The sequence below is a fragment of the Actinosynnema sp. ALI-1.44 genome, assembly GCF_001984155.1.
In the GTDB taxonomy this organism is placed as follows: Bacteria; Actinomycetota; Actinomycetes; order Mycobacteriales; family Pseudonocardiaceae; genus Kibdelosporangium.
This window is the reverse complement of sequence record NZ_MTQO01000045.1, coordinates 128,445-140,771: the sequence shown is the minus strand read 5'-3', so window position 1 is coordinate 140,771 and position 12,327 is coordinate 128,445. Positions and strand designations below refer to the sequence as shown.

Here is a 12,327-nt window from a genome sequence, read left to right as displayed (position 1 = left end):
CGGGATTCCGGAGAACCCGATTATCGGCGGCGAGCCGGGCGTCGAATGATCACAAATCAATTCTTGACCCGCGTGGGCGGTGCGGTGTCCGGTGAGGAGTACGCCATGTCCATTTCGATGCCCGAGATCTTGCCGTCGGTCATCAGAATCGCCTGCTTGCCCAGGCCCGCGGCCTCGAGGCGCAGGCCCACCTCGTAGGCGAGGCTCGCGTACTGCCGGTTGGTGAAATCACCTAGCACCCGGATGGTCAGATCTCGATAGGTCATGCGTTGAACCCTGGCGTGGCCGGGCTTGTCGCACAAGTCGCCCAATGGTGCGGGTTTCCTGCCGTATATGCGAATACGGAGTGTCCAAACGCGAATTGAAGATCACGAATATGTCCGCCGCGATCAGGCATCGGCAGACAGCCCGATCGCAACGGCATTGCGATGCCACTCGGCAGACTGGCGCTGCTCACCGCGGCCGAACGCCGGATCGCTGCATCCCTGAGAGGTCCGGATCCGATGCATGTCAAGAACCGTCCCGTGTTGCCCCACGATCGTGTGAGCGTGCCGCTGCCACGTGCTGTTGAGCCTCACCGCCTGCGACTCGACCCCAGCATCGGATCGGAAACGGCAGCAGCGGGCGGCGCGGCCAAGCTGACGATCCCGGGGGCTTCGCTGCGCCCCGGGACGTCCGGGTGTTGATCTCCGTCGCCCCGTAGTCGTCCCGAGACGGTTCAGCGCCCGATTCACTGGCCCGGAAACGCTGGTTTTGCGCAGGTCACGCCATACGTGTAGGGCCGGGGGGACTTGAACCCCCACTTGCACGGACCTAAACCGTGTGCCTCTGCCAATTGGGCTACGGCCCCTCTTCGACTTCGCGGGCCATAGCCTAGTGGCAGTGGGCGGTGGCCAGTCCGCCGCCGGTCATATCCCGGGGCCGCGGGTGCGGGCCGGGTGATCTACCGTGGTGCGCCGAGAGCCAGGCAGCTTTGGAGGACATGTGGCCCGCGATCCTGACACCATTCAGCGCGACATCGAGCAGGCCCGTGACGCGCTGGCGTCCACACTCGACCAGCTCAGCGTCAAAGCCAACCCGAAGAAGCTGGTCGACGACGCCACGGCGAGCGTGAAGTCGAAGTTCGACGACCCGAGGGTGAAGGCCGCGCTCATCGGCGTCGGCGTGCTGGTCGCGGTCGTCGTCGTGCGGGGGCTCTTCCGTTGAGCCACCTCGTGGGGACTACGAGCCGGTAGCCGCTTCCGCCGGCTCGTCTCCCGCGGTCTTCCCGGCGTCGGCCGGTGCCGCGCCGTCCTTGGCTGACGAGGCCTTTGCCGGGGAGGCCCGCTCGGTGGGCCTGGCCCGTTCGGGTTTGTCCTTCTCCGCGGTCGCGTTCTCGGTGTCCGGCGCCGTCGCGGCTGCTTTGTCGTCCGCGAGCTCGTCGACGTGCTGCGGCTTGGCCAGTCTGGCGTTGAGGTACGCCGTGGTGAACTCCAGCGCGTCGCCGTCAAGGCGGTGCACCACGGTGCGGTTCTTCTCGTCGCCGGCGAGTTCGTCGACCATCTGATCCGCCCGGTCGCGGGCCGCTATCAGTCCCGGTGCTGTGGCGGTGAGGGTTTTACCTCTGCCGACGATCGTGATGGTCCAGTCGTCGCCATCCGGCACGTAGTTCGCTTCGATCGGTTCGATCATGGGCCGGCCCCTCTCGCCGCGGCTCCTTCGTCGAGCTTGCTCGTCACCATTAGACGTCTTACGAGCCTATCTCGACACTTCAGCAGCGGGTGATCGATCCAGAGTGTTACCCCTCGCCTCGGTCTGCTACTGAGGGTGGTCATCTTGCTGAGTGACCTCCCCTTGAAGGCCGAACCACGTCATCCGCATGATGTGCTCAGCCGCCTGTTCGGGTGTCACGTCGTCATGTCGCACGTACCAGACGGACAGGCGCTCACACGCGCCGACGAGGATCTCCGCGGCCGCTTCGAGCGACTGCTCGTCCGCGTCCGGCATGTACGCCGAGAACAGGGCGATGTGCAGCTGGATCTGCTCCTGGCGGGCCGTTTCGATCTCGGCGACGGCAGCCGGGCCGACCACAGCTGTCTCGGTGCGCAGCAGCAACTCCCATGACCGGCGGTGGTCGTCGGTGAACCGGAAGAACGCCACCAGGCCGTTGCGCAGGGCCTCTTCGGGCGAGCGCGCCCCGATCACCGATTGCGCGGTCTGTTCCCGCAGCTCAGTGCGCACCTGCCGGATGCAGGCGACCAGCAGGCCCTCTTTCGAGCCGAAGTACTCGTAGATCATCGGTTTGGACACGCCCACGCGGTCGGCGATCTCGTCCATCGAGGTCGCGGCGTACCCGCGCTCGGCGAAGACCGCTTCGGCGATCGTCATCATCTGCCGCTCCCGGTCTGCCCGTGGCATCCGGCGGCGGCGTTCGGTCCTGGTCTCCGCACTTGTCACAAGTTGAGTCTACCGTTTCCTACTTGAAGTAACCTACTATCGGTAACATCGGGCGGACCCTGACAGGCTTGGAGGTCAGATGGGCAAGCGGTACGAGACCGGCGTCGTGATCGTCGGCACCGGGTTCTCCGGCTTGGGGATGGCCATCCAGCTGCGCAAAGCAGGCCGGACCGACTTCCTGGTCCTGGAGAAGGCGCAGGACGTCGGCGGCACATGGCGTGACAACACCTACCCCGGGTGCGCCTGCGACATCCAGTCGCACATGTACTCCTTCTCGTTCGAGCAGAACCCGGAGTGGAGCCGCTCCTTCTCGCCGCAGCCCGAGATCTGGGACTACCTGCGCGGCGTCACCGAGAAGTACGGCGTACGCGACTACATCCGGTTCGGCGCCGAGATGGTCGGCGCGCGGTGGGACGCCGACGAGAGCCGCTGGCATCTCAGGACGCGCAACGGCGACGAGTACGTCGCCAAGTTCGTCGTCTCGGGCATGGGCGGTCTGCACATCCCGAGGATTCCCGAACTGCCAGGCCTGCCGGAGTTCAAGGGCGAGGTCTTCCACTCGGCCGAGTGGAACCACGACTACGACCTGCGTGGCAAGCGCGTCGCGGTGATCGGGACAGGTGCGAGCGCGATCCAGTTCGTGCCCCAGATCGCCCCCGAAGCCGCCGAGCTCACCCTGTTCCAGCGCACCCCGCCGTGGATCATGCCCAAACCGGACCACGCGATGCCGGAGTGGAGCAAGCGGGTGTTCAAGTCCGTGCCCGGAGCGCAGCGGCTGTACCGCAACGCCATCTACTGGTTGCTCGAGGCGCGGGCCATCGGGTTCAACGGCAATCCACGCCTGATGAAGGCGGGCGAGTGGCTCGCTCGCCGCCACATGGCGCGCCAGATCAGCAACCCCGAACTGCGCCGCAAGCTGACGCCGGACTACACGATGGGCTGCAAGCGGGTCCTGGTGTCCAACGACTACTACCCGGCGCTGGCGCGCGACAACGTCAACGTGGTCACCGAAGGCGTCACGCATGTGCGTGAGCACAGTGTGATCGCGGCTGACGGCACCGAGCACGAGGTCGACGCGATCATCTTCGGGACCGGCTTCCATGTCACCGATGCGTTCGACGAACTGGAAGTGGTGGGGCTCGAGGACAAGAACCTGGCGAAGGTGTGGAGCGACCGGGGGATGCAGACGCACAAGGGCATCACCGTCTCCGGCTTCCCGAACCTGTTCTTCCTGCTCGGCCCGAACACGGCGCTCGGGCACAACTCGGTCGTCTTCATGATCGAGTCCCAGATCCGGTATGTCGCCGACGCCATCGAGCTCGTCGAGCGCAGTGCGGCGAAGGCGTTGAACGTCAAGCCCGCTGTGCAGGACGGCTTCAATGACCGGATCCAGCGCAAGCTCGTCAACGGCGTGTGGACGCAGGGCGGGTGCAAGAGCTGGTACCTGGACTCGATGGGCGTGAACCGGACTGTGTGGCCGGGCTTCACGTGGCGCTACTGGCTGGAGACGCGCTCGGTCGATCCGGCCGACTTCGACCTGATCAGCTAGCCGCCGCACGGCTCGTGAAGCTGGGCTTCACAACCCTCGCTGTGAAGCCCAGCTGAAAGATTCGACGCGAAGTGGTCTCGTGCCGCGGGGCGCCAGGGAGGCCCCGCGGCACAAGGCCCTCAGCCTGCTCCGTTCCCCCCGCTGCCGTCCGGGCCCGCGCTGTGGTTGCCGTTCCGCTTCTCGTCGTGGTCGTCGACGTGGTCCAGGTAGATGGGGGGCTCGCTGGGCGCGCCCCCGATCCGGCGCAGCAGGCCGATCAGGTCAACGGTGTCCATGCCGCACAGCTCGGCCATGCGTTCAAGAGCGGCGAAGTCGAGGTGGACCTCCGCGGCGCCCACGGTGTGTCCCGCGGGATGGTGGTCGAGTCTGTCCCGTGCCCAGCGCCGCAGCGGCAGTAGTTCGGGATGGTCGTCGCGGACGACCTGGCGTAGGTCGATCCGGACCCGGCCGCGTGGCGAGTCGGTGAACACCCGCTCGTGCACGCGTGCGATCAACTCATGGGGTAGCTCGTCCAGCGCCAGGCAGATCTCCACGAACCGGACCATCGAGCACTGCCGCGTGCCCAGTTCGTAGGTGGCCAGCGTCTGCAGCGAGATGTCACTCTGCAAGCGGCGATTGAGCTGCTTGCGAGTCAGGCCGCGCTTCTTGCGCAACCTGCGGATCTCGTCCCCGAGCACCCGCTGGTACACAACCACGTCGAACAACACACAGGTGAAACTCGCCAGTAGCGGCACTCTTACGCGAAAGTAGCTTTTTCTTCCAGTGTTACGCCGAACGAGTGAACCCGGGTCGCGTGGGCCCGGGTTCAGCCAGGTGGCCTGTGGTCGGAGTTCGAGCCGGTCAGTTGACGCAGGGCGCGCCGTTGGAGCCGATCCTCGGCGCCGAGCCACCGGGCTGCTGCTGGGTCCGGGCAGGCCCGGGGTCGAGTTGCAGCAAGGGCTCTCCTGCGAGGCCATTGGTCGCCTTGTAGTCCTTGCCCAGGAAAACGGCCACGTGGCCCTTGGCGAGCGTGGTGTCCTGCTCCACTGTGTAGTCCCCGCCGAGTGCGGCGGCGACCTTGTCACCGTTTTCCTTCTCGCCGCGCGCGTAGCGGACCACGGACGTCGTCCTGGTCTTCACGTTGCTGGTCTCACCAGCGGTGAAGCCCTTGCCGCCGAGTGCCTCGGAAACCTGGTTGGCCAGCCCTGTCTTGCCGTTGCCGTTGCGCACGTCGACCGTGATCGCCTTGTTGTCCGAGTCACCGGGCTTGTCCGACGGGGACGGCGCGCCGCTCGACGGGGCCGCCTGCCCACCGTTGAGCAGGCCCTGCACGAACGACTTCACCTCGGCGGGCTTGATCTCGACCGCGTCCCCGTCCTCCGGTGTCTTGAGGTCGGGACGGCCGGTCGGGATGGTCTTGAAGTTCAACGCGCCACCGGACATGCCCTGCATCTGCTTGGCGAACTGGACGATGTTCCAGCCCTGGTTGAGCACGATCGACTTCTTGATCGCGGCGAGCAGCTTGTCCAGCTTGCCCTGGTCGGTCAGGGTGCCCGCGCTGAGCACCTTGTTGGCCATGCTCTTCATGAACACCTGCTGGCGCACGATCCGGTCCAGGTCGCCGTTGGGCAGACCGTGCCGCTGGCGGACGAACGACAACGCCGCCGGACCGGACACCTCCTGCTCCCCGGCGGGGAAGTGAGCGCCTGAGAGGGGGTCGTTGGCCGCCTTGACCAGGCAGACCGGGATGCCGCCGATCGCGTCGGTGATGTCGGCGAAGCCGAACAGGTTGATCTCGGCGTAGTTGTCGATCCGCGCCCCGGTCAGCTCCTGGACCGTGTCGACCAGGGTCTTCGCGCCGACCTTGTTGGACTCGACCTCCAGTTTCGGCTGGTCCTTGATGCCCTGGTTCTTCAGCTTGCGCATCTCGCTGACCTTGCCGCGGCCATACGCGGAGTTGATCTTGTGTTTGCCGAAGCCGCCTGCGATGTTGACGTACGAGTCACGCGGGATCGAGATACCGATCCCCTTGCCGCCGTCGTTCGGGATGCGCATCAGGATGATCGTGTCGGTGTTCAGCTCGCCGTCGGCCTTGCCGCCGTTCAGCCTGGCCAGCTCTTCCTTGGGCAACGGGTTGCCCTGGTTGTCCACCCGGCTGTCCAGGCCGACCAGCAGGATGTCGGTCGCGCCGTCCGCCGGTTTCGGGCCGCCCGCGTCCCCGTCGATCACGTTCGCGGTCGTGTAGCCGTCGACGATCTCGCTGTACTTGTTGTAGCCGTAGCCGGTGGCACCGAGCAGGATCAGCGAGACGACGGCGACCGCGACCTTGCCCCCGACCATCTTCGGACGGCGCGGCTCACTGGCCACGCGCGGTCGTGTGCGATCGCGGGGCGGAACCGACCGCGAGCGCGGACCTTCGTCTCGGAAGTCCTGGTCGTGCATCGGCGGACGTGCGGACTGGCGATCTCGGGGGAGCTGGTCACGACCGGATGGCGGCACCCGTCGACGGGGTGGCGCACCCTGCTGACCACGCGGCGGCACCGGACGTCCTCCTCGACCCTGGTCGCCAGCGCGGCCGCTCGACCTAGGCGGCCCGTACTCCAACTACCTCTCCCGTCACCTCGGCTGTGCCCTGTCCCGACTACCTATCAATGGACGCTCCGGGAGGGCCTCCGGTTGACCGGTAGGGTGGCACACCATCCCGGCCGGGGCGTCCACCACGTCACGGTACGGCGTGCCGCAGCCGCCCTGATCGATCTTTCGACCCATCTGACCAGCGAAGACTCCGTCGGAACCGATGTGGCGCGTTGCGTGCGCCACATCCATGCGAGATTACCGAGCGTTGACGACACTCGCTCGGTCACGCCGCCTGGTCACCGTGACGTTCCCGGCGACCGCCAGCGCCAAGATCACAGTCGCACCGTGCACGATCGCACCGGACACACTCCACGTGGACATGATCGGCGGGACGCAGGCGGCCGCTGTCAACAGCCATGGCCAAGTTCTGCCGGTTTTTCCGCTGTGCACCACGTGCAGCAGGTACCCGCCGAGCATCAGGTGGATCAAATTGGCCATCGGGTCCAAGGCCATGCCGAACACGGCGGGCGCGCCAACCTGCCAGGTCACGCCGGTGACCGCGAATCCGAGCACACCGAGCGTCGCGTAGCCGACGCCGAGTGCGCACGCGAGCGTCCGCACGCCGTTGATCGGGCCAGGTAGTTCGGCCACCGGACGGGGGCGACGTTCGTACCAGAGGAACGCCACCAGCGTCGCCGCCGCGATCATCGAGACCGCCAGCCACGTACGTGGCCGGGTGAACCAGTCGAACCCGGCGGAACTGGTCAGGCCCGCGAAAACCAGCACGATCCCGACGTACACCAGATACGCCGTCATGGGCCGGGACCGCAGGAAACCGACAGTCCGCACCGGCACCCAGGCGAACGACCGGACCGTGCACGCCAGACTGACCTGAGCGATACCCAACAGGGGCATGTACCCGAGCAGCACGAACGCGATCAGCGCCGCACCGGCCACCCCGAACAGCACCGGGCGGGGGATCTGGCGCAACGTGCCGTCGTCCCAGTGGAACGCCAACTGGCCGAATCCGACAGCCAGCAACAGCCCGCTGGTCAACAGGTACGCACCGGTCGACCCCGCCACGTGCACGGCCGTCGAACCGGCCAGCAGCACCAGGGGAACAACGGCGCCGAATCGGTCACGCAGCCACTGCATCGCCGGGCACGCGGCCACCGTCACCAGGAACAGTCCGAGTACCCAGAGAGGTTCGAGCACCAGCGACCCGACCGACGTGATCGTGTCCTCGGGGGCGTCCAGCAACTCCAGGGTCAACGGGATGAGCAGCCAGGCCAGCACGAACGCGAACACCGGTCTGAGCAGTGTGTGAATCCGGATCGCGAGATAGGACCCGTAGTCGTGGCCAGAGGAACGCCACGCCATGAGGTTGGCGTGTCCACCTGCGAAGAACAGCAACGGAGCCAGCCGCAACAGCCAGAGACCGCCGGTGTGCGTGAACGCCAGGACGGTCTCGCCGACAACGATCCCGGCCACGCTCAGCACCCGCAGCATCGACATGTAGTCAACGGGTGGCGCTTCCGGAGGGTCAGGCGCTGACCTGCGCAAACGGCTCCACGGTGGCCGTCCGGCCAGCAGCATGACCACCACTATCAGGCCGACAGCCCACGACGAGATCGGTTCCGCCCGCGGCGGCCCCCACCGCTGGTGCCACGAGTTGACCACCAGCCCGGCCGTGTACACGTCGGCGACGATCCGGCACGTGCCCGCGGAGTTCTGCGGATTGAGCTCACACTGTTTGTGCATGTCCCTGGACAACTGGTCGTCCAGTCTGCGGCGCAGGTCGGCGGGCAGCGGGTGGCCCTTTTTCTCGGCGTACCGCAGCAGGTCGTACCCCAGGTCGTGCGCCTTGCATCCGACGCTGTAGTCCCACCTGGTGTTCTCGTCGCCCATTGGCGTGGAGCAGCCACCGTCCACGTGGACCGCGCGCATGGTTCCGTCTGGCGCACGCAGCCGACCAGGCACGACTTTCTCCACCGCAGTGAAGTCAGCGGGCAACAGGGCGATCGGATCGACACCGGACGCGGAGTCCAATTGCGCCTCGATCGTGCGCGCTGCCGCCCCGATGTCCGCCGCCAGCGGGCCGTCCGCGGGAAGGAGGCCAGGTGGTGGCGCCGGGCGGGACGCGACTATCCCGAAAGTCAAAGCCGCGACTGTGACCGCCAACACCCCCAGCAACCTGCGCACACGCCGAAACTACCGCCCACCCCGGGATCACGCGGTGGGGTGGGCCCTCGGATCCGGTATGGCTGGCCGGGTTGTTCGGGCAGGATCATCGCTATGGCGTCCGGGCCGAACGAGTTGGGTGAGCTGCTGCGCGCTCACCGGGTCCGTGCTGGGCTGACCCAGCAGGAGTTGGCCGACCGCGCCGAAGTGAGCGTTCGGGCGGTCCGGTACATCGAGCAGGGCCGAGTCGCCAAACCGAGACCGGCGTCGATGCGACGGCTGGCCGAGGTCGTCGGCCTGGTGCTGGACGGCCGCACCGAACTGCGGATCGGTGCGCTGGGGCCGCTGAGCGTGCGGACGGGAGCGGGCCCTGTCGACATCGGGCCGTCGATGCCCCGGTCCTTGCTGGCGTTGCTGGCGCTGCAGCCGAACCAGGTCGTCACCCGTGAGGAAATCGTGGACGTGCTCTGGGGAGAGCACCCGCCGAAGTCCTCGTTGAACCTCGTTTATACATATGTCGCACGACTTAGACGTTCGTTGGACCCGGCCCAGCCGATCGCCGCCGCGCATGGCGGCTACCTGCTGAAAGCCGACGAGGGCAGCCTGGACGTGTTGCGGTTCGACGGACTGGCCACCCGGGCACGGGCGTTGGCGAACAGCGACCCGCACACCGCCGAGGTGACGTTTGTCGAAGCGCTGCAGTGTTGGCGCGGCGGTGTGCTGTCGGACATGCCGGACCGGTTGCGCCAGCATCCGGCCGCGATGGCTCTCGCGCAGCGCCGCCTGGCGGTCGTGCTGAGCTACGCCGACTTGGCCATGGCGCTGGGCCAGCACGAACACGCCGCGGTCCAGCTGCAACGGCTGACCGGCGAGGATCCGCTGCACGGCGGCCTGCACGAAGGGCTCAACGCGCGGCTGATGCTGGCACTGGCCGGATCCGGGCAGCAGGCCGCCGCGCTGCGGCTGTTCGGCGAAGTCCGTGACCGGCTGGCCGATGAGCTCGGCGTCCGGCCCGGTGTGGAGATGCGCGAGGCCCACCTGCGGATCCTGCAACGGGAATCACCGGCGACGACCCTGGTGGCCCCGTCACCGGGCCGCAGCGTCCCGGCGCAACTGCCCGCGGACGTCACCGGGTTCGCCGGTCGCGAGGCCCAACTGGACGCGCTGGACGCCCTGGTCCCCGAGGGGAGCCAGGCCAGCGCGGTGATCATCGTGACCATCGAAGGCATCGCGGGCGTCGGCAAGACAGCGTTGGCCGTGCATTGGGCGCATCGGGTGCGCAGCCGGTATCCGGACGGCCAGTTGTATGTTGACCTGCGTGGGTACGCCTCTGGCGCACCTGTTCGGCCACTGGACGCGCTGTCCCGGTTCCTGCACGCCCTGGGGGTTCCCTCGGAGCAGGTCCCGATCGACGTCGAAGAGGGCATGGGCCTGTACCGGACGCTGCTGGCCAACCGGCGTGTCCTCATCGTGCTGGACAACGCCGGCGGCGTCGACCAGGTCCGGCCGTTGCTGCCAGGCAGCGCGGGCTGCCTGGTCCTGGTGACCAGCCGTGGCAGGCTCGGCGGGTTGTCGGCACGCGAAGGCGCCTACCGGCTGGCGTTGGACGGCCTGCACCCCGACGAGGCCAAGGCGCTGCTGGCCCGCAGCATCGGCCAGGACCGGATGCGTGACGAGTCCGCGTCCGTCGCCGACCTGTTGGAAGCGTGCGCCTACCTGCCGTTGGCGTTGCGCATCGCCGCCGCCAACATCAACTCCGGGCCACACACCGAGATCGCGGCGTACACGGCGGACCTCCGCAGGCACGGCAGGCTCGCCGGGCTGAGTGTCGAGGGCGACGAGCAAGGCGCGGTCCAGGCCGCGTTCGACCTGTCCTACGCCCAACTCGAACCGGACTCGCAGAACCTGTTCCGCCTCCTTGGCCTGATCCCCGGCACGGACTTCTCCCCGGACGCGGCGATCGCGGTCACCGGCGGCACCCCGGCCAAGGTGCGCCGCGGGCTCGGCCACCTCGTGTCCGCCAACCTCGTGCACCCGGAACCCAACGACCGTTACGGACTGCACGACCTGCTGGCCGAATACGCGAGCCTCCGGGCACGTGAAGACGACGCGACCGAGGCACTGGACCGGCTGCTCGACTTCTACCTGCACACCGCACACGCGGCGACGAGCCTGCTGTTCCCGGACACGTCCCGGCTGTCGGTGCCCAAGATGGCCGACGGCGCGCACGTGGTCATGCTGGCCGACGAGACCGAGGCGATCAGCTGGCTGGACGCCGAACGCCCGAACCTGATCGCCGCGGTGAACTGGGCGGCGGCCAACGGGCCACGCAAGTACGCCTGGCTCATCACCGATGTGCTGCGCGGGTACTTCATCAGCCGCGGTCACGGAGTCGACGGCCTGGAGAGCTGCCATGTGGCGCTCGACGCGGCCAGGCAGGAAGGCGACCAGCTGGCCGAGGCGTCGATGCTCGACATCCTCGGTCTTCTGTACTACAACCTCAGCGACTACCAGCGCGCGATCACCCACCACAACGAAGCGCTCGCGCTCAACCGGCGAATCAGCAATCGCGCCGGGGAGGCCGCGTCGTTGCACAACCTCGGGCGCGTGCACTCCCAACTGGGCAGGCCCGCGCAGGCGGCCAGCTACTACTCGCAGGCCCTGACAATCCACCGCGAGACCGGCAATCGCGTCGGCGAGTCGACCGGCTTGAACTACGTCGGCGTCGCGCAACTGTCCCTTGGCCGTCCGGACCAAGCATTGAGCTGGCACAAACAGTCGATCATGCTCGCCCGTGAACTGGGCAACCGATACGTGGAAGCGCGCGCCTTGAACGGCGCGGGGCTCGCGCACTGGGCCATGGGCGAATTGGACAACTCCGTGCAGTGTCACCTGCGCGCGCTCGCAACGTGCCGCCAGTTGGGCGACCGGCACGGGGAGGTGAGCACGATCATCTGCCTCGCCGAGACCCACTGCGACGCGGGGCGTTACCGGCGAGCGGTCGTGCTGGCGCGTACGGGAATCACGCAAGGGCGTCAGCTGGGCGAGCGGCGTCACGAAGTGAGCGGCCTGGACATCGTGGCGACCGCACACATGCGACGCGGCCACACGGGCATCGCGTTGAGCCACTACCGGGACGCACTGCAGCTGGCCAGGGACATCGAATTCCGGTATGGCGAGACTTCGGTGCTGATCGGGATGTCCGCCGCGCTGCGCCGGTCAGGGCACGTTGCGGAAGCGCTCACGGCGGCGCGTGACGCGTTGGCCGTCATGCGGGACTCCGGCATGCGGTTGCTGGAGGCGAGGGCGTTGACGGTGCTCGCGTTGGGCCACCTGGCCTTCAATGACTTCTCCAGGGCGTACGACCACGCGCAGCAGGCGTTGGCCATCGCGCGAAAAACGGGGCAACGGCTGGTGGAGGCGTGGGCGCGCCAGGCGAAGAGCCTCGTGCTGCGCGGCCTGGGTGAGGCGGGGGAAGCGATGGTCGAGCGCGGTGCCGCGGATGCGATATTCACCGCGCTCGGCGTACCCCCGGTCGAGGACCTGTGAGCTGTCCATCGGTGCCCGGTGCGTATTACGACATACCCCCCGATGCCGTAATACGC

At 67.5% G+C, this 12,327-nt stretch carries 8 protein-coding genes, 1 tRNA gene and 1 pseudogene; 3 read left to right on the top strand and 7 right to left on the bottom strand.

The features are described 5' to 3' along the window. Positions 1–56: 56 nt before the first annotated feature. Both ALI144C_RS21230 and ALI144C_RS21220 read right to left on the bottom strand, forming a co-directional pair. Complete coding sequence (locus ALI144C_RS21230; protein ID WP_076988870.1) at positions 57–266, bottom strand: hypothetical protein; 210 nt, start codon at positions 264–266, stop codon at positions 57–59. Positions 267–776: 510 nt separating this feature from the next. Continuing rightward, positions 777–850, bottom strand: a tRNA-Leu gene (locus tag ALI144C_RS21220). A 134-nt stretch (positions 851–984) separates the two neighbouring features. Between ALI144C_RS21220 and ALI144C_RS21215 the strand changes: the two genes are divergently transcribed. Next, on the top strand, positions 985–1,206 hold the full coding sequence (locus ALI144C_RS21215; RefSeq protein WP_076988868.1) for a DUF3618 domain-containing protein: 222 nt from the start codon (positions 985–987) through the stop codon (positions 1,204–1,206). A gap of 15 nt (positions 1,207–1,221) precedes the next feature. Here ALI144C_RS21215 and ALI144C_RS21210 read toward each other — a convergent pair whose 3' ends face one another. Together ALI144C_RS21210 and ALI144C_RS21205 are read right to left on the bottom strand one after the other, a co-directional pair. Continuing rightward, positions 1,222–1,671, bottom strand: coding sequence for a hypothetical protein (locus ALI144C_RS21210; protein ID WP_076988867.1), 450 nt, complete (start codon positions 1,669–1,671; stop codon positions 1,222–1,224). A gap of 126 nt (positions 1,672–1,797) precedes the next feature. Then, a complete protein-coding gene (locus ALI144C_RS21205) occupies positions 1,798–2,436 on the bottom strand; it encodes a TetR/AcrR family transcriptional regulator (RefSeq protein WP_330359600.1) in 639 nt (212 codons plus the stop codon). Positions 2,437–2,515: 79 nt separating this feature from the next. Here ALI144C_RS21205 and ALI144C_RS21200 point away from each other — a divergent pair, with 79 nt between their 5' ends. Beyond that, positions 2,516–3,985, top strand: coding sequence for a flavin-containing monooxygenase (locus tag ALI144C_RS21200; RefSeq protein ID WP_076988865.1), 1,470 nt, complete (start codon positions 2,516–2,518; stop codon positions 3,983–3,985). Between the two features lie 236 nt (positions 3,986–4,221). Here ALI144C_RS21200 and ALI144C_RS21195 read toward each other — a convergent pair. The 3 genes and pseudogenes from ALI144C_RS21195 to ALI144C_RS21185 form a co-directional block, all read right to left on the bottom strand. Continuing rightward, positions 4,222–4,692 (bottom strand): annotated as a pseudogene (locus ALI144C_RS21195) (helix-turn-helix transcriptional regulator); the annotation flags it as partial. A 133-nt stretch (positions 4,693–4,825) separates the two neighbouring features. Next, on the bottom strand, positions 4,826–6,331 hold the full coding sequence (locus tag ALI144C_RS21190) for an LCP family protein (protein WP_076988863.1): 1,506 nt from the start codon (positions 6,329–6,331) through the stop codon (positions 4,826–4,828). 465 nt (positions 6,332–6,796) lie between these two features. Further along, positions 6,797–8,743 carry a phospholipase A2 gene (locus tag ALI144C_RS21185; protein ID WP_076988862.1) on the bottom strand — a complete coding sequence of 649 codons (1,947 nt, stop codon included), beginning with the start codon at positions 8,741–8,743 and terminating at the stop codon, positions 6,797–6,799. A 93-nt stretch (positions 8,744–8,836) separates the two neighbouring features. On the opposite strand from ALI144C_RS21185, the gene ALI144C_RS21180 reads away from it, so the two are divergent. Next, on the top strand, positions 8,837–12,271 hold the full coding sequence (locus ALI144C_RS21180) for a tetratricopeptide repeat protein (RefSeq protein WP_076988861.1): 3,435 nt from the start codon (positions 8,837–8,839) through the stop codon (positions 12,269–12,271). Positions 12,272–12,327 lie beyond the last annotated feature (56 nt).